This window comes from Thalassotalea sp. G2M2-11 (assembly GCF_017168195.1).
Taxonomy (GTDB): domain Bacteria; phylum Pseudomonadota; class Gammaproteobacteria; order Enterobacterales; family Alteromonadaceae; genus Thalassotalea_E.
This window is the reverse complement of sequence record NZ_JADNYL010000002.1, coordinates 26,210-50,973: the sequence shown is the minus strand read 5'-3', so window position 1 is coordinate 50,973 and position 24,764 is coordinate 26,210. Positions and strand designations below refer to the sequence as shown.

Here is a 24,764-nt window from a genome sequence, read left to right as displayed (position 1 = left end):
ACATGCAAAAGTATGATGTTTTAATTGTTGGTGGTGGCATGGTGGGGTTAACCACTGCGTTAGCCATTCGCCAAAGCAGTGCGTTAACCGTTGCCATTGTTGATACTCAACCATTAGCCAAACTCGGTCAAGACGCTGATGTTAGAGTGAGTGCGATTAATGCCGTTAGCCAGCAATTATTTGAAAACTTGGGCGTATGGACGGCAATCGAAAGCCAACGAATTCAGCCATACCAGCACATGCATATTTGGGATAAGGCTGGCTACGGACAATTAGATTTCTGCCTTGATGATTTGTCTGAGCGTCAACATAAAGGTCAATTAGGCTGGATCATTGAAAATAGTGTGATCCGCCAAGCGTTATGGCAAAAAGCCGAGCAGGATGACGGGATCAGTTTTTATACTCAAGAGCAATTGAGCAATATCAGTATCGGGCAAAGTGAAGTGTTTGCCAGCTTTAGCCAACAAGCACCTATTACGGCTAAACTAGTTGTTGGCGCGGATGGGGCACGTTCTTGGGTCAGAGAGCAAATGCAGTTTTCATTAACCTTTAGGGATTATGATCATCATGCCATTGTTGCCACTGTAAAAACACCGCAAGGGCATAATAATACCGCTTGGCAAGTATTTTTGCCTGAAGGACCGCTGGCTTTTTTACCTTTATCGCTAAGGCAGCAGGGTAGTGACTTGTGCTCTATTGTTTGGTCCACCTCACCCGATGAAGCTAAGCGTCTTTGTGCATTACCTGCGCAAGAGTTTGCTAAAGCGTTAAGTGCTGCCTCTGATGGTAAACTTGGCCAAACTTCGTTAGTGAGTGAACGGTATACCTATCCGTTAACCATGCGTTTTGCGCAAGAAGTGGTGAAAGATAAAGTGGTGTTAGTAGGAGATGCCGCCCACACGATACACCCTCTAGCTGGTCAAGGTGTCAACTTAGGTTTGTTAGACGCTGCGGCGCTGGCACAAACATTAACGGAGTCATGTGCAGATGATGATAATGAGTTTAGCTCCATAGCGTTAAATCACTATCAACGCTGGCGAAAATCAGATGCAATGGAAATGATCGCCGCAATGGAGGGGATCAAACAGGCGTTTACCCCGCAACAGCAGCCAATTAAACTGTTGCGAGGCTTAGGTTTGAGTGTGATTAATCAACTTCCTCCTGTTAAAAGTCTAATGATTAAACAAGCGCTCGGTTATAAAGGTCAGCTGCCGACATTAGCAAAAGCGTTGTAGTTTTTGCTAGCCACATCAATGATGAAAATAACAAAGGAAGCGCCTTGGTGCTTCCTTTGTTGTATCGTCTAAGCTGTTTTGGGGGTTAACGGTAGCTGTAATACTGATAATTTGTTGTTTTGTAAGGCAGTAATTCATAATGCGGCTGTATAAAAGTGACTAAATTAATCAGCTCACTAACGGTCATGACATCATTAAATACTTTCATCTTGGATTTACCATCTTGTTGGATCTCAGCTAAAGGATAGCCTCGTGCAAATTTATGTGATGGATTGATCACTGAGGTTAATAACTCTGCATAGGTTTTAACTTTCGTCTTTTTACCGCCCAGTTTAATGGCAAATTCAGCATCTTCAGGTTGTGCTATATCATCTAATTGATGACAGCCATTACATTGATACTTAATAAATACTTGTTTTCCTAATTCAGCATTACCTTGAGGTAGGCTAAAGCCTCGAGGGGAATCAACACCTTTCTCACAACTGGTTATTAATAATAAACAAAGAATAACTCCCACAGTAATTATGTATTTCATTGTGTAAATTCCTCTTATCTTTAGTTGTTACTAACAAACATAGACTAAAAATCTGATTTTAATAAAGAATAAATAGAAATTTACTGATGTTTTACACGGTGGAAATATTAGGGTGAGCAAGGTTTGAGTAGTAGCAGCAAGTGTGATGGTGCTGTGCTGAAGAAGTTTGGTTTAAGGCCTAATTTAGTGAAATTTAGCGCTAACATTATTGAGTAAAAACTTGCTTGAGCTTTCTTTGATCACGCAGCGAAGAAATTCAGGGATATACTCAGCATTTGCGATATAAGCATCACTGTCAAATTTATTGAAGGCGTTATTTTTGGTAAATTGCATATCTAAGTCGTCGGATAAATGTTCAATAATATGCTCTGGCACCGCTAAACGTGTGGCGAGCATAATTAACTTAGTGGCTTTGTTTTGGTGTAATTCTCTTAAAAAGAACACATCGTATGTGACCCCTTGTTCACTGACACGAATAGGATCTATTATCAACTCGGCAGTGGCAATGGCCACAAAAGTGTATTTCATCTTGCGATCAAGCGAGCTATTCAACCAAATGGTGGTATGACGCTTTTTATCTAGACCAACTTTGCAATAGTCTTTTAAATCATCATCAAGTTTGATTTTGATTTTGAGCTTTTGACAGATTGCTTTTAAATCAACGGTATCACCCTTTGTTGCTGATTTAATTAATTGTTGAATATCAATGCCACTCATACTGATGATCCTTAAACTGTCATACTGACAAGATCTTGCCTATTACATTTAGTTTGTTATCTATCTTATACATTTTCAAGAATATTTTGGGGAACCAGTTGTTATCGTGTTCTTATAACAGTTTAACCTTTCTATGATAAAAGACATTTTAACGCCATGGTGTTGTTCTACAATATATAATTATCTTTGGTTGAATGGAATAAGCACAATAATGTTTGGTCTTGTCTTATTTAGCCATTAACAAACTGATAAATATTTTCAAAAGGTAATAGTTTTCGAATAAAATTTTTATTAACGCATTTAAATGGTTTTTAATTTGCACTCTTGCTATTTACTTGTTGAATCAACAAAGTCTCCTCGCTATACTTAGCGCAAATTTGTAAACACTTAGCTTTAGGTGAACACTGGAGGTTTGCACTAAGGTTATTACTGCTATCACACTGGAATTTTTACAATGACTAATAAAACCGTATTACATGAAAAGCATCTTGAAGCAGGTGCAAAAATGGTGGATTTCCACGGTTGGGAAATGCCAATTAATTATGGCTCTCAAATGGAAGAACATCATGCAGTACGCAAAGATGCGGGTATGTTTGATGTTTCACATATGACCATTGTGGATGTAGCAGGTAGTGATGCAAAAGCTTATTTACGCCGTTTAGTCATTAATGATGTTGCTAAACTAGATGTAGCTGGTAAAGCGCTTTACACCGGAATGTGTAATGAACAAGGCGGTGTAATTGATGATTTGATCATCTACTTTTTTTCTGACACAGAATATCGTTTAGTGGTTAACTCAGCGACTCGTGAAAAAGATTTAGCGTGGATGAATCAACAAGCACAAGGTTTTGATATTACCATTACCGAGCGTCCTGAATTTGGCATGATCGCTGTGCAAGGCCCACAAGCGAAAGCTAAAGTAGCCACTATTTTAACTGCTGAACAAACACAAGCAGTGGATGGAATGAAACCATTTTTTGGTGTGCAAGCGGGTAATTTATTTATCGCAACAACCGGCTATACCGGTGAAAATGGCTATGAAATTGTGGTTCCACAAGAGCAAGCAGCTGATTTATGGCAGCAGTTAATTGATGCTGGTGTTGCACCTTGTGGCTTAGGCGCTCGTGATACGCTTCGTTTAGAAGCGGGTATGAACCTTTACGGGTTAGATATGGACGAAACTGTATCGCCATTGGCGGCTAATATGGCATGGACAATTAGCTGGGAACCAGAAGAGCGTAACTTTATTGGTCGTGAAGTGTTAGCTGCTCAACGCGAAGCAGGCAATCAACCTAAGTTAGTTGGTTTAGTGATGACAGATAAAGGCGTATTACGTACAGGCTTAAAAGTTGTAACCGATAGTGGTGAAGGAGTAATCACCTCAGGTACATTCTCACCAACATTACAGCATTCAATTGCCATGGCACGCGTTCCTCGTAGTGTGAAAGTAGGTGATGAAGTTGAAGTTGAAATGCGTAAAAAGTTGGTTAAAGTTAAAGTGGTCAAGCCAAGTTTTGTACGAAACGGTAAAAGCCAGTTGGATTAATTTTTAACATGCTCTATAGTCAATATTTGAGTAGGGCACAGTATAAATTTTTGATAAAAATACATAAACATTAGGACAAAAAAATGAGCAACATTCCTTCAGAGTTAAAATACGCAACTTCGCATGAATGGGTACGTAATGAAGGTGACGGTATCGTTACTGTTGGTATCACTGAGCATGCGCAAGATCTACTAGGCGATATGGTTTTTGTTGAGCTACCTGAAGTGGGTGAAAATGTAAGCACAGGTGATGATGTTGCCGTTGCTGAATCAGTAAAAGCGGCTTCAGACATCTATGCACCAGTATCTGGTGAAATTGTTGAAGTTAATGAAGACTTAGAAGATTCACCTGAATTAGTTAACTCAGATGCTTTTGGTGATGGTTGGTTGTTCAAAGTGAAATTGGATGATGAGAGCGAGCTTGAAGCATTATTAGATGCTGAAGGTTATGCAAGCTCAATCGATGAAGACTAATCGTTAATTAACAAATAGTTAAAAGCCCTGAACAGCAGTTTGGGGCTTTCTTTTTTATACATTTATAGTGAACCTGTTTTATGACTACTCAATCGTTATATGAATTAGAGCAAACTCAAGATTTTATTCGCCGTCATATCGGCCCAAATCAGGCACAAACGCAAGCCATGTTAAATGATATTGGCGCTGAGTCTGTTGATGCCTTAATCAATGAAATTGTACCAAGCGATATTCGCTTAGCTGATTTACCAAATATTGAAGAAAGTAAAACAGAAGTTAAAGCGTTAACTGATTTAAAAGCTGTCGCCCAGTTAAATACAGTGAACACTAGCTATATTGGTTTAGGCTATTATGGCACATTAACACCCAATGTTATTTTACGTAACGTATTAGAAAATCCAGGCTGGTATACTGCTTATACACCATATCAACCTGAAATTGCGCAAGGGCGTTTAGAGTCATTATTAAACTTCCAACAAATGTGTTTAGATCTAACGGGTTTAGACCTAGCATCAGCGTCATTACTTGATGAAGGTACGGCTGCTGCAGAAGCCATGGCATTGGCAAAGCGTGTTTCTAAAAACAAGAAATCAAACGCATTCTTTATTTCTTCTGATACATACCCACAAACGATTGACGTAGTGAAGCAACGTGCAGAAATGTTTGGTTTTGACATCATTGAAGGAGATACGGATGATGTGGTTAATCACGATGTATTTGGCGCCTTGTTACAATACCCAACGGCAACGGGGGAAGTGCGTGATCTTTCTGAGTTAATTGCCAAAGTTCATGAGAAAAAAGGGATTGTTGCTGTTGCTGCCGACATCATGAGCTTAGTATTATTAAAATCACCAGGTGAACTGGGTGCTGATGCGGTTATTGGGTCTACCCAACGTTTTGGTGTACCAATGGGCTATGGTGGTCCTCATGCGGCATTTTTCACAACATCTGATAAATACAAACGTTCTTTACCTGGCCGTATTATTGGTGTTTCAAAAGATACGCGTGGTAATAACGCACTGCGTATGGCAATGCAAACGCGTGAACAACATATTCGCCGTGAAAAAGCCAATTCAAACATTTGTACTGCGCAAGTATTATTAGCCAATATGGCTGCATTTTATGCGGTGTATCATGGTCCTCAAGGGTTAAAAACAATTGCAACACGTATCCACCGTTTTGCCGATATTTTAGCGCATGCAGCTAACACCAAAGGCTTAACGCCTTTACATGGTAGCTATTTCGATACGCTTACGTTTAACTTATCTGAAGGATTAAAAGCAGAGATCGTGACACGAGCATTAGCTAACGGTGTTAACTTCCGTGTTGATGTGAAAAACCAAATTAGTATCTCGCTTGATGAAACGACCACGCGTGATGATTTAAGTACCTTGTTCAACGTACTATTTGGTGATGAGCACGGTTTAGATATTGAGTTGTTAGATGCAGAAGTAAGGGTATTAGACACACCGTCAATTCCTGAGTCTTTAGTACGTGAATCAGAAATACTGACTCACCCAGTATTTAACTCATATCATAGCGAAACAGAAATGTTACGTTATATCAAAAAGTTAGAAAATAAAGATTTAGCATTAAACCATTCAATGATTTCATTAGGTTCGTGTACGATGAAATTAAATGCGACCGCACAGATGATCCCAGTATCATGGCCTGAATTTGCTAACATGCATCCGTTTGCGCCAACCGATCAAGCACAAGGTTATAAGCAGATGATCGATGAGCTGGGCAAATGGTTGGTTGAATTGACCGGCTATGACAACATTTCAATGCAGCCAAACTCTGGTGCGCAAGGTGAATATGCTGGTCTTATCGCGATTCATAAATACCATGAAAGCCGTGGCGAAGGTCATCGTAACGTGTGTTTAATTCCTTCTTCTGCTCACGGCACTAACCCTGCCTCTGCGCAAATGGTGGGGATGAAAGTCGTGGTAGTTGCTTGTGATAAAGAAGGTAATGTTGATATGGATGACTTACGTGCGAAAGCAAGTGAGTTAGCTGACAACTTAGCTTGTATCATGATCACTTACCCGTCAACGCACGGTGTATATGAAACGACCATTGCAGAAATTTGTAATATTGTTCATGAACATGGTGGTCAAGTATATCTTGATGGTGCCAACATGAACGCCCAAGTTGGTTTAACTTCACCTGGGCATATTGGTGCTGATGTATCACACCTTAACTTGCATAAAACGTTCGCTATTCCACATGGTGGTGGCGGTCCTGGTATGGGGCCAATTGGTGTGAAATCTCATTTAGCGCCATTTTTACCGGATCACAGCTTAGTTAACGTTGATGAAACCACCAAAGGTAACGGTGCTGTATCTGCTGCGCCATACGGTAGTGCAGGTATTTTATGTATTTCATACCTTTATATTGCCATGTTAGGTAAAAAAGGTGTCACAGATGCAACGAAATACGCCATCACGAATGCCAATTATTTAGCAACAAAACTGAGCCAACATTATCCGATTTTATATACCGGTAAAAATGGTCGTGTTGCCCATGAATGTATTGTTGATTTACGTCCATTAAAAGAAACCTCAGGTATTACTGAAATGGATGTGGCTAAGCGTTTACAAGATTACGGTTTTCACTCACCAACGATGTCATTCCCAGTGGCGGGCACATTAATGATTGAACCAACCGAATCTGAGTCTAAGGTGGAATTAGATCGTTTCGTTGAAGCGATGAGCTCAATTCGTGATGAAATACGTAAAGTAGAGCAAGGGGAATGGACTGCGGAAGATAACCCGTTACACAATGCTCCGCATACTTTAGCCGATATCACAGATACATGGGAGCGCGCATACTCCATTGCAGAAGCCGTATTCCCAGTACCAGCGGCTGCCGCGAACAAGTTCTGGCCAACGGTTAACCGTATTGATGACGTTTATGGGGATCGAAATTTGATCTGTAGTTGTCCTGCGATAGAGACGTATCAAGACTCGTAACTACTGTTGTCGATGCTTAATTAAGTTTGTGAACGTTTTAATAAAGTTTGTGACTTAGAATTAAGTTTGTGATCGAAAGTTTGTGAAAAGGTGGCTTTAGCCACCTTTTTTATTTTAAAGCTTATGTAAACTGGCTTGATTGTTGTTTTTAAATTTACGATAGATCAAGCTTGAAGAGGAAAATCTATATTGAAGCTTTCTAATTACTTCTTGCCGTGGCAATATCTTATGATTAATAAAAGAATAAGAGATTGAAATGTCAGAAGTTAAAAATGGATTTTACGTCTTTCCGGTTCAACCCTTCCCTATTGGACAAACGATCGAATCCGCCCTAGCTAAGTTGAACCGTTCGAAAGTAAACATACAGTCTTGGACTGAGATGGATATAGTTGGAAGCTTTATTGCAAGCGAAGTCTTGCAAAGTATTGATGAGTCAGATTTTGTTGTTGCTGACATATCGGTTCTTAATTTCAATGTTACTTATGAAGCAGGGTTTGCAATAGGAAAAGGTAAAAAGCTATTACTGACAAAGAATAAGAGTATTCGAGAACAATCGCCCTCAATAAGAGAAGTTGGGATATTTGATACACTAGGTTACAGAGAGTATCAAAACTCTGATGAACTTGCTGCTTTTCTTAATCAACATGATAGTTTTAAGTGTATAAACGTTCCCAACAAGATAAACACAAAATCTCCAGTATACTTGCTGGAGGGGATGTACCGAACAGACTGGGCTACTCGAATTGTCTCTAGAATCAAAAAAGCTAGATATCTATTTCGTTCATTTGATCCAAATGAGCAGCCAAGACTTTCTGCAAGTGATGCTATTTCGCAAGTGGCTCAATCTCATGGTGTTGTTATTCCGCTTCTGAGTAATGGAGATGATGGTGGTGATATTAATAACATGCGTGCGGCATTTTTGGCGGGGTTATCTCATGGCTTAGGAAAAGCTACCTGTATGATTCAAAATGGTGAGGAACCTGTGCCAATTGATTATAGGGATTTAGTAACAGCGACATATCACCCCAATGATATTAATGAAGTAATAGCAAATTTTGCAGGTGACGTAGCTGAAGCTTTCCAGAGAGATTTTGTTCTTTTACCTAAGGCTAAAGAAACATTTTTGCAGTCTTTGGAGTTAGGCGCTAGTTCAGCAGAAAATGAGATGAGGACGCTCCAAAATTATTATCTAAAAACAGACCAGTTTTTGAAGTCACTCCGCGGTGAAGCAAATATTGTTGTTGGTCGAAAAGGTGCAGGTAAATCAGCGATATTCTTACAGGTTAGGGATAAGGAAAGAAACAAAAAAGATAATATAGTTCTAGATTTAAAACCAGATGGTTACAAACTCATTAAGTTTAAAGAATTAATTTTAAGCTTTTTAGAAGAGGGTACATTTCAGCATACAATTATGGCGTTTTGGGAATATGTTCTCTTATTAGAAATATGTTATAAAATTTTGGAAGCAGACCGAGAACAGCATATTCACGACCATAACTTATATGAGCCGTATAGAAAGTTAGCTGAGCTATATAATGCGGATGGTTATGTTACCGAAGGGGATTTTTCAGAGCGAATGTCCGCCTTGATGGAAAAAATTTCTACTGAGTATCGATCTAAATATGGTGAGGAGAGTTCGGTTCGTCTTTCGGTTCCAAATATTACAGAAATGCTGTATTCGCATGATGTTAAGACCCTCAGTTCTCTAGTAATTGACTATATGAAGAGAAAAGATACCTGTTGGTTACTATTCGATAATATTGATAAGGGGTGGCCAACATCTGGATTGCAACATGAAGACTTACTAATAATCAGAGCGTTAATAGATGCAACCAAAAAGATAGAAAGGCAATTCAGTAGGTCAAACGTAGCGGTAAATACTATCGTTTTTCTTAGAAATGATGTGTATGAGTTGCTTGTTCAAGAAACATCTGACAGGGGGAAAGAGGCGAAAGTTCTTTTAGATTGGACAGATCCTGATCTATTACGTGAACTGGTTCGCCTTAGAATTGTATACAGCAACGCAAACGGTGATAACTCATTTGAAGCATTATGGCGTAGGCTTTGTGTTAGCCACTATAAAGGAGAAGAATCTTCTCAATTTTTGATTGAGCGTTCATTAATGCGACCTCGATTTTTATTGAACTTGATTAGTCAGTGTAAAAGTTTTGCCATTAACCTGAATCACGAGCAAATAAAGGAAGATGATATTACTAAAGGCCTTGAGGCATACTCAACTGATTTATTGACTGATATAAGTTATGAAATTACTGATATTTCGCGGAATGCCGAAGATGTTTTATACGCATTTATCGGTTGTACAGCTAAGTTAACAAGAGATCAAATCAACGAAAATTTGGTAGAGCACGGTATTGAAAAAGAGAGTCTTGATAACATATTTGAGTTGCTTTTATGGTACGGTTTTATCGGTGTAGAGCATCAAGGTGAAGTAAAATATATATTTGATTTCAATTATAGTATGAAGTTAATGGAAGGGGTTATGAAGAAGAACACTGGCACTATGTTTAATATAAACCCTGCATTTTGGCCATCACTTATGATTGACTAAGCTCAGTTTATGGTTTTAAGCACTTTGCCATTGGCGAAGTGCTGGGACATATACAAGCGATGATATGAATTTTAAAACTGGTCATGGGCCCTATCTGGCATCAAAGAAATAAGATTAGAGTGAAGCTTTAGTAATGTTTTTTTTGGCAGCGTATTACGAAACAGCCACTATAAAAAATGAAAATTTGGTCTGATTCAATGTAGTTATTTTACAATATCTTTTATTAGTAATAGAGTAATAGAGTAATAAGTAATCAAGTTATATGATTGAATTTATAACTAAACCTATTTTAACAGTATTAAATGGAAGTAATATCTTTGTTCTCATCTCAATCAAATTTAACAAATAAACTTCCTTTTATCATTGGTGTTTCAGGGCACCGTGATATTAAGCATCTTGATATTCCCGGTAAGGAAGCTAGTTTAGATGGTGTAAAAGATGAAATAAAAAAAGCCTTGAAATACTGGATAGAAAGGCTTGGGGGTAATACACCTATTTGGCTATTAAGTGGGATGGCTGAAGGAGCGGATTTATTAGCAATTGATGCTGCTGAAGAGTTAATTAAGAATGAAAAGTCCTTAACATCTGACTCAATAAAGATTATTCCATGTTTACCTATGCAAAAAGAAAGTTACGAAATGGACTTTCAGGCAACCAATGGTGCAAAGGTCTCGGGATTAGAAAAGTTTAAGGAATTGTTTGAAAGGTACGCTAAAAATCATATTGTTATTGCGAATAGTTTAAATGTTGATGATTATGAACGAGCTATGAGTAACTCTGATGGTGGGGTGTTACGCTCATCGTTATATTTAAATTTAGGTGCTTTTATTGCAAAGTATAGTAATGTTCTTATTGCTGTTTGGGATGGTTACGAAGGTAGTGGTGTAGGTGGAACACATGACGTTGTTTTTTTTACAGCGGGAAGAAAAATCTCTTGGCCTGAAAATACTGAAAATGAAGTTTTAAAGCAACTAAGTGACTTTGATGGCCAACAAGGTGGGGTTATCCATCACATTCCTGTTAAACGTAAAAATAAATCTCAGGGGAGTAATTGCCTTAAACAGTTGTTACCGTTTGAAGAAACTTCAGAATCGGAGCATAAACTATATATTTGTGCAAAAAATGACATCTCCGATGAAGCTAAAAAATATAATTGTGATGATTGGAATGAATCGTCATTGCAAAAGTTCTTACAAAAAGAGTTTCAAATCCTCATTCAACAAATAACTGAAAATAATTTGAGTTTAAACTATTGGGAAAGAGTGTTTTTTAAACAAAAATACTATCTAAAAGATATTTTTCAAACAATAAAAAGGAAAATATTTTTTAGAAGTAAGCAAGAAAAAAAAGCTACGAATAAAAGTGAATTTGAATCCAGCTTGTATGATGCTCAATCTATATTTAGTCGGGCAGATAAGAATGCTATTGTTTATCAATACATGTATAGATGGATAACATCTATCTTCTTTTTTTCTGCTTTTATAGGGCTTGTACTTTACGAATATCTATCCAGCTATATTGGTACAAATACCGGGGTAACTCTTAATAAAGTTATTATTCTTAGCATCATAATATGTGTTGCTAGTATCAAGTTATCTAAAAAGAAAAAGCTCAAAACTAAATATCAACTATATAGGAGTGTGGCTGAGGCTATGAGAATTAGAGGGTTCTTAAACTTAGGCAGTGTACCTCCTGAGAGTAAACCTATTTTACCAAGACGTTATCGGCAAAGGTTTCCTGTGATTAATCATGCAATATCGGTAGTTGAAATTGGTTGGTGGAAACATTCCCCTTTAGCTAACTTGAAAAAAGTTAAGGAAAATTGGATTGATTCACAGTTAGAGTTTTTGGAAAACAGGTTACAAGTAGATAACAAAAATAACTGGTTAGGAAGGGAGTCTATTTTTAAAAAAACTAAGTTGGCAGCTAGCCTTTTAACTACTTCAGCACAATATGCTTTTATTTGTTCTGTCTTAAGTGGAATAGGTCTTTTGGTTATTCAGTACCTCCACTTAAATAATTATTTGTTTATTTCAATTCCTTATTCGGTTGCGGAAAGCAGCTTAATGTTGATTGTTCAATTGACACTGGTGTTGGCTGGTGCCTTGGCATTATGGAAAGAGTTAGCTAATTATGAAACAACGGTAGTCGGATATGAGGACTTGTATTTATTATATCAAAGAGCACACTTGCTTCTTCAAGTTGATAGCGGAGATAAAACTAAAAGAATGCTGATGGAGCTAGCTAGAGAAGCTATTCAAGAGCACGCTGAATGGAATCATAATGAAGATAAAAGCGATTTAAGTAATCGTTAGAATTTAATATCAATATTTAGGGGAAAGGAGATATAAATGGAAGAAGTATTTATTTCGCATGTATTTGACGAATTTAAAGAAGAAGTGCGGGAGATTGAAAATGAAATTAATAATTCTCCTTTTTTAAAGCAGTATAATATTCGTCCAAGGATATTATCAAATAATGAAGCCTATTATCAAAACCCAAAAGAAAATAGTGTTAAATTATTACAAGACTCTGAATATGTAGTTATTCTTATTGGTGAAACCGCTGGTAGCTTTGCAGATGACGGCATAACATACTTAGAACATGAAATTAACGCAGCATTATCTAGCGATAAAGTAGGGGTTTACGTATATGTTATTAGGAAATCAAGTGATATAGATTTTAAAGAAGAAGAGTATGAGTACCCTCCAGCAACTAGAGACTTAATTGAGAGGTTGAAGTCTAAAGTTACCATTTCACATAAAAGAGCTTCCGAAATTGTACTGTTACCTAAAGATATAGTGAATGATATTGGAAAAGATATACATGAAGTTGTAAACAGAGAAGAGTATACAGAGAGTATATTAGACAAAGAAGTATTAAACGTATCTGGTTTTGATTTTGAAAAAATCGGCAAAATCCCTCAAGGCTATAGAAGTGAAATAGAACAAGTTTATTTTAGCCAAGACGAGACAAATCAATCGTTAAATCACTTTCATAGTCAAATGCAAGGCTGGAGAGAAGCCATTTGTGATAATCTTTCTCATGGGGCGCACAATGACGCATTAAACAACGTAGAGAAAATCCTTGAAAACAATGGTACTGATATGTTCGGTTGTTTTTGGGGAAGCAGAATATTAGCTATTTATGGGGATAATACAAGTGACTGGAATAAAGCAATAGCATTAGGTGAAAAATCTTGTTCTATAACTGAGCGAAAAAATCTTCCATTTTTGAAAGCATTGAGTATGTCAGCTATTGGTTTATCCTATTTAAAAATAGGTAACTATACAAAAGCTTTTGAATATTTAGAGCTTTCTCAAAAGTCAAAACACAATTGGGAAACTGAGTATTATATCGCGAAGTGCTATATTCAATCATTTATTGATAATCAAACCAATGAGAGTTTATTGGATAACGCTGCGAATTCTTTACTTAAAATATTTAAGAGTAAACCAAAGTATTTTTCTGAAATAGAGAGTAAATTTTCTGAAGACTATAGTGATATTTACCCAAAAATAAGAGATAAAATATCTATTGAACTAAGTAAGACATATATGTCTATGTATAAGGCGTATATGAGAACTAGTAAGTGGGCGCAAGAAAAATTAGATATAAAGCGTAAAGAAGTAACTAAACCAGATTCAGAATTACCTATTATGGTACAAGCGTATCATTCATCAAGATTAGTATACTCCCATTACATTCTATTAAAGAAGTGTATAGCAGAAATTTATTTCAAACTTGGTAGGCAGCTTGATTCAGAAAAGAAGCTTGAAGTAAAAGTAATAGAAAGAAAAAATAACTATATTGGAGCAATTCAATCATTAGACTTAATGATTGAAGAATTAGAGTCGCTTAAATCTCAGTTAGATTTATGTAAAAAGAAGGAAGAAAAAATAGGCTACCTATGTGAAGCCAAAGGAAAAATGGGAATGGCCAAAATTACGGTATTTATATTAGTCGTAATTCTAGTCTCATTGGTACTGTTTGATTATGCAGGCATTTATACCCTTGTTCCATTTTCGATATATAGTCAAATTGGATTTGTACTCCTGTTCTCAATGGGGTTGTTTTTTCGATTTAAAGAAAATGAACACTCCGAAGACCTTGATATAGAAGTTAGAAATAAGAAAAAAATTAGTGAAGCTATTAATTTGCATGTTAACTCTTCACTTGAATTAGCTGAATTACCTTTTTTTAATGGTGGTCTTAATCATGATAAATTAGTCGAATCAGACTGGTTGAAAGAAAAGCTAACTGGATTGTATGCTGAGAAAGAAAAAGCTGGGCTAGATCTAAGTGAAATGGAGCACTCTTTACAAGTTATAAATGCTTCTTTTGACAATAATATCAATGAACTTCAAGAAATAAGCTCTCAAATTGACGAGTTTGAACAGTATGTTGTTTCTGCTCATAAAGGTCAATATTGTACTTTGATCTTTAGGAAGGCGGGTTTTAATCGGCAGTCAAGCAATGATAGAACAATTGGTATGTATAGTGTTTTTACTAATACTAATATTGAAACTGAAAAAGACGGAAGTACTTATTCATATTTGGTTAAAGGAGCAAGTAGGTTAGATGCATGGGTTACTTCCAAATTAACAAGAAGCGGAGCATTAATTGATTATATAAAAAATAAGCTCGAGGATGATTCTGAACTTACATATGGCGATGTTGTATCTGTACCTGTTTATGATAAAGAGATAATAAATGAGGCCAATGGAACTGTAATAGTTGATGAAGTGTACGTGAATGTTGGTGATTATGTTACATCTTCTGATACTTTATTTAGTATTAAGATAGATGGGGAAGGTATGGTGCAAAGAGAAATATCTTCGCCTTGCAATGGATATGTTTATTCATTATTGATTTCTGAAAAACATAGGGTCTTAGCTAACTCTCTAGCGTTGGTTATTCAACACTCTAAAAGTTGTTCTGCTATTTTAGAGTACGTGATATTGGGCGGGGATATAGAAACTGTTGAAGAAAATAAGGCTTTATTTACTTCTGGTAGCTACAAAAATTTAGAAGTCTCTACAGCTATTATGGATGCACTAGTTCCAACTTTAAAAAGTTATACCTGTCAACAAAGTGCTTCTAAAACAATAAAAGAAATACTTGTCCCTGTCTTACCTGAGTCTGTTGCCGATGCTACTGTAGCTACATGGTACGTGTCTGAAGGTGATAAAGTAACTAAAGATCAGGTGATTGTAGATATTGAAACTGATAAGGTGGTTTTGGAAGTACCAGCTAAATTTGAAGGTGTAATTGGAAAGGTTTTCTACGCAGAGGGGAGTACAGTGTTGGGGGAACAAAAAATAGCAGAATTAGTTATTAATTAAAGTTTAAATTGCTTTTTAAAATTGCTTATATGTACTAGCTCAGACTCTTTTTTGAGAAAAGAGGCTATAAGCTGTCTTTTCTACGACCTCTGCTGACATACACATACTAGTTTAGCATCTTTGATTTTAGTTTTTCATAAGGTGTTCTTCCAGCATGAGCTGCATGAGGTCGCAGAAAATTATAATAGTCTTCCCATTGAGCTAATTTAAGCCTTAAATCTACGTCATCTTTATAATCTAACAGTTGGTAGAACTCACGTTTATCAGTTAAATGGGATCGCTCTACTTTACCATTTAAGTTTGGGCTAGCAGGCTTAATGTAGACATGTATTAAGCCTAGTTCAGATGCATGCCAATGAAACATCGTTTGGAATTCATGACCGTTATCAGTTCTGATTATTTTTATTCTAAAAGGAAATTTTTTAACAACGTAATTTAGGAAATCAATTGAGCTTTATTGAGTATGTTTTTCATATATTTTCAGTGCTCTTACACGAGTGCAATCATCAATAGCTGTGTATTGAAATCTTTTAATGATTCTTCCGTCTTTGGCCTTGAATTTCAGAAACTTAACATCTATCTGCACGTGATGACCGGGAACTCTTTTCTCATAACGTTTAAATTTAGAACGAGAACGCTTAGGGATATTATCTGGTAAGCGATTAAGTTTATTGCGCACTAGAACGTAATAGCATCCATTTCTAGAGACTTTGATATCGTGGTATCGCTGTAAGTGCCAAGCAATCATATCTGGGCCAAAATGATAGGTCTGGCGAAGATAAACGATCTTCTCTTCGATTGGCTTGGGAATCCTTAACTTATGATTTTCAGGACATGGTTTACTATTAATTAGCCCTTGCTCACCATCCTTATCATAGATCCTTTTCCATTTATAAAAGGTTTCTCTACAGATACCAAAGTAACGGCATGCCTTAGCAACATTCTTAATTTTCTTTGCGTGATTAAGAACTTTTAATTTACGTGTAATATCTTGTTGGTGTTTGATATTCATAAGCTCGACTCCAGATCTTTATATAACAGTATGAACTGTCAATCGAAGTCGAGATTTTTATATATAAGCTTTTTTATAATTACTATTCAATAATTTGTTTAGTTAGCCAGTTTTTCAAATTACCCTTCAAATTGCTAATTTGACTTATGTTAAATATTTCTATGTTTAACTCTCTGGCTCTAGCAACTTCACTTTTGTTTAAAGAATAAAATGTAATAAGAGCCGCGTTACATTTTATACCTCCAAGCCGTTCTGCTAATGAATCAATTTTATAGAGCATGTTGGCTCCATCTCCATTTTTAAGCCTTTTAGTTTTACACTCAATTACGTGGAGCTTGTTGTTTACTAATGCGACAACATCTAATTCATTCTTTATTGTTTTACCATTGATTGAGCGTTCAATTTCAACACTATGACCATCATCTTGTAGCTCTGCTATTTCGCTGCTTAAGTTTCGAATATAGCTATATGTTATCTCTTCAAGCCATCCGCCATTAGCAAAAAAACGTGTTTTTTCATTTTGGAAATTAACTGATTTTCCTTTTACTTCAATTAATTCCATGGTTTCTAAATCATTGAGTAGCCATTGCAATGACTCATCGTTTAGCATTGCATTATCTTGCTCTTCGCTTATGAAGGTATCGCTATTGGTAAACTGAGCAAGATAATTTAGTTTAGCTAAGCCAGTTTGAAGTTTGTCAGCTTGTTTTAGCCAGTTTTCGCCAATAGCTCTCAAATTAACAGGTATGCCTTTGTTATTCTGTTGTGAAGTTAAACTACAGCCATAAACAGTAAGAAACTCATGTAACTTAATTTTATCAGCAACGGGTGTCATTTCTTTATTTTTAGATGAAAGCCAACATAGTGCATCGTACTTTGGCTCAACAATATAGATTTTGGCTTCATACGCTTTTGCAACCTCATATGCGGCTAGAATTTGATAGCGAGAGCCATTACTTGCATTTAACCATGTATCGCTAGGGTGGCTAGCCTCTTGCTCAAATAGCTGCATGAAATTAAATTTTATTTCTTCAGTATTGAAAGTTGTTGGTAATAACCACTTGTCAACTTTATAGCCTCTGGTTTGGATCACTTTTTTGAGTTGTTTAACTTGTTCATGTTGATGTTCTTCATGAGCAATAATGACCCTGTCACTAGGTATATTCTTGTCAATAATTGGTGTAAGGTTGGCTGTTGGGTCATCACCAATTAAGCAAAGATGTGTGACTTTATTTTGTTGTTCCATATTGTTTTTATTCTTTAGGGTTCAGTTAATCTTCTTGGGCTGAGTCTGTCGTTATCTTTTCTTCTTTATTTGATTTTTTCTCGTTTGAAAAAACTTTCCTTAGTTTTTCATAGTCTTTATTATACTTTTGATGCATCCCATCAATGGTTAGATTATTAATATCAAACGATGCTGAAACTTCGGGAGCATTCTTTGATGGTCTTTTATAAATGCGTTGTGGATGAATAGGCACAAACCCTTTTGCGTCAATCTTGCTATGAAAAGGATTGTTATTAAATTTACCTACAAAAGTATTATCTTGTAAATAGTTTGGCTTTTGTGCAATTACTGCTTCATCACCAGCCAACTGCAATAACATTTCGTCTCGGTCTAAATCGAGTAGGTTAGTGATTTGGTTGTACCCCGTAATATTTGATATTTCGTCACAGGCTAGTTTATTTGGAAAACCAAATGCTTGTATCGCTTTACAGTTATTTAATAAGGTTTGCCAATTGTCAGGGTAAAGTTGCTTGAGCTGATTTATATCTTGCCAAAATGTCCACACTTGCATTCCATAACCACGTAGTAAAGTAACTGATTGTACTAACTCAGATAGGTGCCCAAGCTGTGCAGCTTCATCTAGCATCATTAGGGTTGGTTTAGCGGGTGCTCCGGGACGTTTTAATATTAGTCTAATTAAGGTACCTATCCACAGGCGAAGTAATTTTCGGTGTGTATAGAGTTTGTCTGGTGGCAAAACTAAGTAAATAGTCATAGGTTTACCAGAGATGAAATCTAATAATGAAAAACTTGTATTGCTTATAGAGTCACCAACAGCACCTTTTTGAATATGCTGTAGATGCTGCTTTGCTGTTGTTACTATTCCACTAATGGTATTGTTTGCCACGGTATCTAAAATCGATGAGTAACCATTAAACATATTATTGGTTTGTTTATTCAAAACAAAAAATAGCTCACGAAGTTTCTTTTCACTTTGATTGAGTAAGTCAGCTACTTTGTCTAAATGTCTTTCTTCATTACTACCTATAGCAACTACTCCAATTAAAGCAGCAATAACTCTATGTGCAGCTTGGTCCCAAAAGGGATCTTTTATATTAGTTTCTTCAACTAATAGTGCCGTTAGAGCCGAACACTCATCTAAAAGAGAAGGCATTGCATCTTTATCAATCGCGATTAAATCGAGGGGATTCAAACAATCTTTATTAACAGCGTCAGTTACATTAAAAGGGTCAATAACAACAACCTTGTGTCCCATTGCTTTTCGATGCTTTGCTGTTACAGCATAGTTTTCGCCTTTAGGATCTATAATAACTGCTTGCCCTGAATAATGGAGCAGGTTAGGGATAACACAACTAACACCTTTACCCGTACCCGTTGGCGCAATGGTTGCTACATGACCACCAGACTCTAAAATTACAGGATCAAGAAAATCACTGGATGGCGAATTACTTTGGTTGGTTTGTTCACCGTAATTAAAGCCAATAGGGAGTCTTTGATGCTCATGCTCAAGTGACCATGCTAGTAACAAACCATCGTCATCTAAATTCTTTGGTGGAGCTTTTTGAGTAGTCATCTGAACCTTTAATGTTTTGATTAAATTTATAGAATTTGAGTTTTACGTAACTATTCAATATTTAAAGATGTTTTCGTATTTTAGAGATATATAAAATGATAAACACAGCGGAAAATATATACACAAACAAGAAAAAACCGCTGGTTGTGTCATTATTCTTGCCAAATCTATCTTCGTAGTACAAAAAGTCTGGTATGTTGCTTGCTAGCCTGAGTAGTGTTAAACAACCGGGAACAACTAGAATAGCTGCTGTTATAAAAGCAGGTTTAAGTGAACTCATTGATGCTTCTACTGAGTCAGAAAAACTCAGTTTTTTTGTAGTTAATCCAAGTAACCCCATAAATAGGCTTAAAACTACACCAAACAGGGTACAAACTAGACCTATTAATGCAAAACCTAAAAATAAACTTAAAAATGAAATCACTACTTAAATCCTTTTACAGAGCTTATACATTTGTATGAAATTTAATCATAAAGTATTTAGACTAACATTCAAGCAATTAGAGCAATATAGCTTGAATTTTAAATGCAGTGAATTAGTCACAAACTTAATTAAGCTAAAGATGTGCAAATTGAGTGGAGCTTGCTTTCTAGTCACAAACTTAATTCAATTGTTTTGCTGTTGTAGCTCTTTGTTTTTGAGAGCCGAGTCACAAACTTAATTAGAGCATGACACTACTTGATTGAGGGGAATTAATTAAGTTGGTTAACGATTTAATTAAGATGGTTATCTTAATGAAGTTGGTTAATTTAGACGACTATTGTCGATACTTAATGAAGTTTGTGAGCGATTTAATAAAGTTTGTGACTAAATCGAATTGAAAAGGCGAGCCAAGTGCTCGCTTTTTTTATGGGTGAAATAAAGTTATATTTTGCGAACATTGGATTTAGTAAATGTTCTTATTGAACAAGATGCTAAAAATCATCTGTTTTGGACAAAGTTGTAGTTAAGGTGGTAATCTAACCGCTCTCTAATATTATAAAAACAAAGGGATTTTATGTTCATTGCAGGGAAGAGATTACTTAAATACCTCTCTATAATTTTTGTTGTATTTTTGGCAATCGTTTTTTTGTTTGCAGCCTATGTGTTAGTGGACTTTTCGCCAAAGCCAGAGCCTTTTCCCAATAACGTTAATTTAGTAAATGATGTCACTCAGCTTAATCCAATAGAAGTGTTAAAAGTGGTTTCGCCTAAATCCATCGAAGATATTCAGCAAGCGATAAGTGCAACAAAAGGAAAAGTATCCATTGGCGGTGGTCGCTATAGCCAAGGGGGGCAAATTGCGCTTCAAGATCATCTTCACCTTGATATGAGAGAATTCAATCAAGTTGTTTCTTTTGACCCCACAGCAAAGGAAATTACTGTGCAAAGTGGTATCCGCTGGCGTGACATTCAGGATGTTATTGATCCAGAAGATCTCTCTATAAAAATTATGCAGTCATATTCTAACTTCACGGTAGGTGGCTCATTAAGCGTTAATGTGCATGGACGCTATATGGGTGAAGGTCCAATTATAAGATCCGTTAAATCAATCAAAGTTGTTTTAGCTAATGGCGATATTGTAAATACGTCACCAGACGAAAACTCTGGAGTGTTTTATGGTGTTATCGGAGGGTATGGCGGACTTGGTGTTATCGCAGAGGCGACTCTTGAGCTTGTGCCAAACGTAAAAGTTGGTCGAGAAACTGACTACATGACGATTGATAAATACACCTCTTACTTTGAACAGAACGTGAAAAATAACTCAAGTGTCGTTTTTCATAATGCTGATATTTACCCGCCAGATTATACACATGTGAATAGTGTTAGCTGGGTTAACACGGACAAGCCTCTTACGGTTCAAGATAAATTGATTTCACGTAACAAGGATTATTGGTGGCAACCTAAAGCAGCTAAGTTTGTTGCTGATACTGATCTTGGTAAATGGATGAGGCAACATATTTTTGAGCCTATTCAGTACTCTTCAGAAGCTGTTCAATGGCGAAACTATGAGGCTAGTTATGATGTTAGAGAACTAGAACCCAAAAGCCGAAAAAATGAAACCTATGTCCTCAGGGAGTATTTTGTTCCTATTGATCGGTTTGATAGCTTTTCTGCAAAAATGTCAGCCATTTTTAAAGCGCACGAAGTTAATGTACTTAATGTATCAATACGCCATGCGTTACCTGATACAGGTTCTCTGCTAGCTTGGGCGAGAGAAGAAGTATTTGCTTTTGTTGTTTATTACCGCCAAGGAACATCAGAACAGGATAAGGCAGAGGTTAATGCGTGGAGCCGGGAAATGATTGACGCGGTAATTTCTGAAGGTGGAGCATATTATTTACCATATCAACTGCACGCTACGACAGAGCAGTTTCATAATGCCTACCCAAGAGCTAATGAATTTTTTGCATTAAAGAAAAAGCTAGATCCCAATAATCGATTCAGTAATAAATTGTGGGAGCAGCATTATGACGAATAGCGCGAAACGGGAAATTTTTAATAAGGTACTCAATTAATGCACTATTGGAATCAGGAGAACTTTGAGGGCCTTAAAAATATTGCTGAGAGGTTTAAAAACGAAGCAGGCTTTGAACTCTTTGCAGAATATTGTTCTCTGAAGGAAAAAGGCTTAAAAAAGCAAGCTGTCAGTATTGTGAAAGATTACGTCAAGAATCTTGAAAATCTTGAATTAAAAAAACAGCGAGATATTTGTGTTCGTTTAGCAGAGCTAGCATTTTGGAATAGTGACATTCATCAGTTGCTTTCCCATCCTCTTCAAGTTTACATCACGGATATTTTCACTAAGTGGTGTTCAATTGAGTCATCGGCAGCCCCATATACTCTGCTGGGCTACATGACTGGAGAAAACGAATGTTTTATCCAAGCTTTGAAACATAACCCTACGGATCAAATCGCTCTTTATAGGCTGGCGATATCAGCGATTGATGATGTTGACTTCCAGGTACACCATGTATCTGAATCGATATTTTTAGGAGAAGAAAAAAACGCTATTAACAGATTAGAAGAAGCTAAAACTTACTTCAATCGAATGGAAGACTCGAAATATAAAGAGTACCTAACCAAAGAAATAACAGATAGCGAAGAGCTACTAAAAGACTGGATGAGTTATAAAGAACAAGTTGGACAGGCAGATATTGCGAGTATTTCATTCCCTAAGTGGTGTGAAGTTAATGGCAAATCATATTCATTTAGCCAACCCATTTATTATGATGAGTAATTAATATGAAAATTGATTTAAGCGAAACGCATTTACATTACATTGGATTGTTTGGTGGCTTAGGTCTGTTGATGCTATTCGCATTCGGAGGTTGGCATTTGTCAGAAACAAGTGAATGGTTTCGAAATATTTGGGATCAAACTGATTATAGATTACTCATAATATTTGGATTTCCTGCAATTACTTTATGGGCATTTTCATTTGTTTATTCTTATTTTTGGGGGAGACGCAAATTTATTCGTACTTTCAAGGAAGTTAAAAAATCGAATTTGGTTAGTTGCAATGATGATGAAGTTGTACGAATTCAAGGAACTCTTAGATTAATGGGAGAATCGCTTGTTGCACCTTTTTCCGATAAGCAATGTGCAGCATATGAAACAAGAGCTTTATGTGAAGAAGAGGTTGTAACTGCAAAAGGTTCAGGCTCTCACGTTGAATCCAAGACTATTTGGGAAACGATTAAAGTTGTAAAAGAAGTTAGCGATTTTCTAATAAAATGTGGTGAGCAATATGCTTTAGTAAGAGTGAATGAAGCCCAGATTAAGATTCATGAAGATATTGTTCATGATGATTCTAATTATAAAAAAGATCGTGGTGGCTTTTTAACTGAACAAGAAAACGAAAAAAGAAAAAATGCATTAGAAAAAATGGGGTTATCCCCTCGAAACTACGTTGGTGTATATGCAGCCAATATTAAATTTGAAGAAGGTATTTTAGAGCCAGACGAACAAGTTGCGGTTCTAGGTAAAGGAAAATGGGTTGATACTAGCGGTATTGAAGAGTTGCAGTTTCTCGTTGAGCAGGGAGTCAGTAAAATTTTTGAGATAAAAAATGATGCTAAAGCGGAGCTTCATATTAGTGACTCTATTGATGTTTTAGATAACCACGTTGGAAAAAAATGGTAAAAGGAACTACCAAATGAACCGTGTTTTATCTATATGTGTCTCGCTATATTTAATTGGCTATGTGGCAGTTAAGATCTATTTAAATGATATTGTTCTCATGTCAATTACGGAAACCCAGTCTGAAATTTTATGGTTAGTTGGATTTGTAACGGTATGATTTAACTATCGTTAATAGTATTTGTAGACAATAATAGGTAGCTCAATAAAAAAGCCCTCAGAAGAGGGCTTAGTGAATTTTGTAAAATTATGTATTAACCATTAGGCCATTGAGCCCAATTACTACAATGAGATCCACTATCACGTCCAGTCAAATCTCTCAATTGACCACCATAGACAGCATTCATTATTGCTCTTGGTTTAGCAAATAAACGTTGATTCTTAACTGCAATCATCCCAAAGTGAGCCGCACTTACCCCGTGACCGACCTCATGTATGGCGACAGTTGGAAAATCTATAGCTCCTTGGGCAACAGCATCCGAATCCGACCATTCATATTCGTCGTTATAATAAATTTCTCTGAAAGCAACATCTGCTTTACCGTTATTGTCAATATCTGTTGGGGCTCCATTTTCATCTACCCATGTTAGCGTAAAAGTGACCCCTAATATGTTTGAACCTCCACCAAAAACAGCAGGGAACTCTGCTGCAGAGCGAAAACCTACTTGAGTAAGGTCGGCACCCCAATCTGCATTAATACCTTGGCCTTCAAAATAACGCTCTACAACACCTCTATTTCCATTGTGAGCAACTTCATCCATACGCATATTTGAACATGTTTCTCTATTCCAAATATGAACTGAATCTCTCATCCAAAATGCTTGACTAGACATTCCGGCATCACTTGTCATTGAAGTATCGTCAACCGCAAAGTTAACATTGGCCTCACCGCCGTTAAACGAAGCACGACGAGGATCATTGTAAACAAAGTCCGCTCCCAATTGCCCATTGCCTTTATCACGTTGGTATACGATGATTCCACCAGCTTCGTCGCTGTCAGGGTGTGTCATAAGCTCTGCATATGCTAATACAGCTCTATGTTTGCTAAAGTCTGGTGCCTTTTCGGCTAAAGTCGTAGCGCTAAACGCTGCACTAGCTAACATCATTGATTTTATTATTAAATTCTTCATATTCATTATTATTTTATCCTTTAATTATTCTTATTCCCTGTAAAACATAATCAGGACTATTTGTTGAACATCCCAAAATTCTTGTGATTTTGGTAGTTTATCGAGTCTAGTTAAAGAAATACTTAAAAACAACTGCCGAGGAATTTTACACATTAACAGTCGCTGCAAATTGATTAAGTAAACAATGAGATAATTAATGGTACGATCAGTTAAATTCGAAATTTATGTCAAAAATTTTTACAACATTCAGTTGATTTTCGTCCTATATAACAAAAAAGCCGAGCA

Annotated in this window: 16 protein-coding genes and 1 pseudogene; 10 read left to right on the top strand and 7 right to left on the bottom strand. The window is 36.4% G+C overall.

Annotated features, from left to right (window positions below; genetic code table 11):
- Positions 1-2: 2 nt before the first annotated feature.
- Complete coding sequence (locus IV514_RS06065; RefSeq protein WP_206484073.1) at positions 3-1,235, top strand: UbiH/UbiF/VisC/COQ6 family ubiquinone biosynthesis hydroxylase; 1,233 nt, start codon at positions 3-5, stop codon at positions 1,233-1,235.
- 85 nt (positions 1,236-1,320) lie between these two features.
- On the opposite strand, the gene IV514_RS06060 is transcribed toward IV514_RS06065, so the two are convergent.
- Both IV514_RS06060 and IV514_RS06055 read right to left on the bottom strand, forming a co-directional pair.
- Positions 1,321-1,770 carry a c-type cytochrome gene (locus IV514_RS06060; protein WP_206484072.1) on the bottom strand — a complete coding sequence of 150 codons (450 nt, stop codon included), beginning with the start codon at positions 1,768-1,770 and terminating at the stop codon, positions 1,321-1,323.
- A 183-nt stretch (positions 1,771-1,953) separates the two neighbouring features.
- Complete coding sequence (locus IV514_RS06055; RefSeq protein WP_206484071.1) at positions 1,954-2,487, bottom strand: hypothetical protein; 534 nt, start codon at positions 2,485-2,487, stop codon at positions 1,954-1,956.
- Positions 2,488-2,941: 454 nt separating this feature from the next.
- Here IV514_RS06055 and gcvT point away from each other — a divergent pair, with 454 nt between their 5' ends.
- The 6 genes from gcvT (at position 2,942) to IV514_RS06025 (ending at position 15,395) form a co-directional block, all read left to right on the top strand.
- Complete coding sequence (gene gcvT, locus IV514_RS06050) at positions 2,942-4,033, top strand: glycine cleavage system aminomethyltransferase GcvT (RefSeq protein WP_206484070.1); 1,092 nt, start codon at positions 2,942-2,944, stop codon at positions 4,031-4,033.
- 83 nt (positions 4,034-4,116) lie between these two features.
- Positions 4,117-4,506 carry a glycine cleavage system protein GcvH gene (gene gcvH, locus IV514_RS06045; RefSeq protein WP_206484069.1) on the top strand — a complete coding sequence of 130 codons (390 nt, stop codon included), beginning with the start codon at positions 4,117-4,119 and terminating at the stop codon, positions 4,504-4,506.
- An 80-nt stretch (positions 4,507-4,586) separates the two neighbouring features.
- On the top strand, positions 4,587-7,481 hold the full coding sequence (gene gcvP, locus IV514_RS06040; protein WP_206484068.1) for an aminomethyl-transferring glycine dehydrogenase: 2,895 nt from the start codon (positions 4,587-4,589) through the stop codon (positions 7,479-7,481).
- Positions 7,482-7,737: 256 nt separating this feature from the next.
- Entirely contained in the window at positions 7,738-10,050 is a 2,313-nt protein-coding gene (locus tag IV514_RS06035) for a hypothetical protein (protein WP_206484067.1), read from the top strand.
- Between the two features lie 302 nt (positions 10,051-10,352).
- Positions 10,353-12,365 carry a hypothetical protein gene (locus IV514_RS06030; protein ID WP_206484066.1) on the top strand — a complete coding sequence of 671 codons (2,013 nt, stop codon included), beginning with the start codon at positions 10,353-10,355 and terminating at the stop codon, positions 12,363-12,365.
- A gap of 36 nt (positions 12,366-12,401) precedes the next feature.
- Positions 12,402-15,395 (top strand): biotin/lipoyl-containing protein, encoded by a 2,994-nt coding sequence (locus IV514_RS06025; protein WP_206484065.1) that lies wholly within the window; start codon positions 12,402-12,404, stop codon positions 15,393-15,395.
- A gap of 106 nt (positions 15,396-15,501) precedes the next feature.
- Here IV514_RS06025 and IV514_RS06020 read toward each other — a convergent pair.
- The 4 genes and pseudogenes from IV514_RS06020 to IV514_RS06005 form a co-directional block, all read right to left on the bottom strand.
- Positions 15,502-16,407: pseudogene (locus tag IV514_RS06020) on the bottom strand (IS481 family transposase).
- Positions 16,408-16,489: 82 nt separating this feature from the next.
- Positions 16,490-17,653: a DUF1887 family CARF protein gene (locus tag IV514_RS06015; RefSeq protein WP_206484064.1), complete on the bottom strand. Its 1,164-nt coding sequence runs from the start codon at positions 17,651-17,653 to the stop codon at positions 16,490-16,492.
- A 25-nt stretch (positions 17,654-17,678) separates the two neighbouring features.
- The gene (locus IV514_RS06010) at positions 17,679-19,226 is read right to left on the bottom strand and encodes a type IV secretory system conjugative DNA transfer family protein (protein WP_206484063.1); all 1,548 of its coding nucleotides are present in this window, start codon (positions 19,224-19,226) and stop codon (positions 17,679-17,681) included.
- A 61-nt stretch (positions 19,227-19,287) separates the two neighbouring features.
- Positions 19,288-19,650, bottom strand: a complete 363-nt coding sequence (locus IV514_RS06005) for a hypothetical protein (RefSeq protein WP_206484062.1) — start codon at positions 19,648-19,650, stop codon at positions 19,288-19,290.
- Positions 19,651-20,281: 631 nt separating this feature from the next.
- Here IV514_RS06005 and IV514_RS06000 point away from each other — a divergent pair.
- Genes IV514_RS06000 through IV514_RS05990 form a run of 3 tightly spaced genes read left to right on the top strand, consistent with a single transcriptional unit; the run spans position 20,282 to position 23,352 of the window.
- Positions 20,282-21,688, top strand: coding sequence for an FAD-binding oxidoreductase (locus IV514_RS06000; RefSeq protein ID WP_241242229.1), 1,407 nt, complete (start codon positions 20,282-20,284; stop codon positions 21,686-21,688).
- Between the two features lie 36 nt (positions 21,689-21,724).
- Positions 21,725-22,447, top strand: a complete 723-nt coding sequence (locus IV514_RS05995; RefSeq protein WP_206484061.1) for a hypothetical protein — start codon at positions 21,725-21,727, stop codon at positions 22,445-22,447.
- Positions 22,448-22,452: 5 nt separating this feature from the next.
- Entirely contained in the window at positions 22,453-23,352 is a 900-nt protein-coding gene (locus tag IV514_RS05990) for a hypothetical protein (protein WP_206484060.1), read from the top strand.
- A 251-nt stretch (positions 23,353-23,603) separates the two neighbouring features.
- Here the strand turns inward: IV514_RS05990 and IV514_RS05985 are convergent, their stop codons facing one another.
- Complete coding sequence (locus IV514_RS05985; RefSeq protein ID WP_206484059.1) at positions 23,604-24,455, bottom strand: hypothetical protein; 852 nt, start codon at positions 24,453-24,455, stop codon at positions 23,604-23,606.
- Positions 24,456-24,764 lie beyond the last annotated feature (309 nt).

What these genes read in the sequence shown, in the direction of transcription:
- IV514_RS06065 (WP_206484073.1), top strand. Translation starts at nt 3, where the DNA reads ATGCAAAAGTATGATGTTTTAATTGTTGGTGGTGGCATGGTGGGGTTA.
- IV514_RS06060 (WP_206484072.1), bottom strand. Translation starts at nt 1,770, where the DNA reads ATGAAATACATAATTACTGTGGGAGTTATTCTTTGTTTATTATTAATA.
- IV514_RS06055 (WP_206484071.1), bottom strand. Translation starts at nt 2,487, where the DNA reads ATGAGTGGCATTGATATTCAACAATTAATTAAATCAGCAACAAAGGGT.
- gcvT (WP_206484070.1), top strand. Translation starts at nt 2,942, where the DNA reads ATGACTAATAAAACCGTATTACATGAAAAGCATCTTGAAGCAGGTGCA.
- gcvH (WP_206484069.1), top strand. Translation starts at nt 4,117, where the DNA reads ATGAGCAACATTCCTTCAGAGTTAAAATACGCAACTTCGCATGAATGG.
- gcvP (WP_206484068.1), top strand. Translation starts at nt 4,587, where the DNA reads ATGACTACTCAATCGTTATATGAATTAGAGCAAACTCAAGATTTTATT.
- IV514_RS06035 (WP_206484067.1), top strand. Translation starts at nt 7,738, where the DNA reads ATGTCAGAAGTTAAAAATGGATTTTACGTCTTTCCGGTTCAACCCTTC.
- IV514_RS06030 (WP_206484066.1), top strand. Translation starts at nt 10,353, where the DNA reads ATGGAAGTAATATCTTTGTTCTCATCTCAATCAAATTTAACAAATAAA.
- IV514_RS06025 (WP_206484065.1), top strand. Translation starts at nt 12,402, where the DNA reads ATGGAAGAAGTATTTATTTCGCATGTATTTGACGAATTTAAAGAAGAA.
- IV514_RS06015 (WP_206484064.1), bottom strand. Translation starts at nt 17,653, where the DNA reads ATGGAACAACAAAATAAAGTCACACATCTTTGCTTAATTGGTGATGAC.
- IV514_RS06010 (WP_206484063.1), bottom strand. Translation starts at nt 19,226, where the DNA reads ATGACTACTCAAAAAGCTCCACCAAAGAATTTAGATGACGATGGTTTG.
- IV514_RS05995 (WP_206484061.1), top strand. Translation starts at nt 21,725, where the DNA reads ATGCACTATTGGAATCAGGAGAACTTTGAGGGCCTTAAAAATATTGCT.
- IV514_RS05990 (WP_206484060.1), top strand. Translation starts at nt 22,453, where the DNA reads ATGAAAATTGATTTAAGCGAAACGCATTTACATTACATTGGATTGTTT.
- IV514_RS05985 (WP_206484059.1), bottom strand. Translation starts at nt 24,455, where the DNA reads ATGATGTTAGCTAGTGCAGCGTTTAGCGCTACGACTTTAGCCGAAAAG.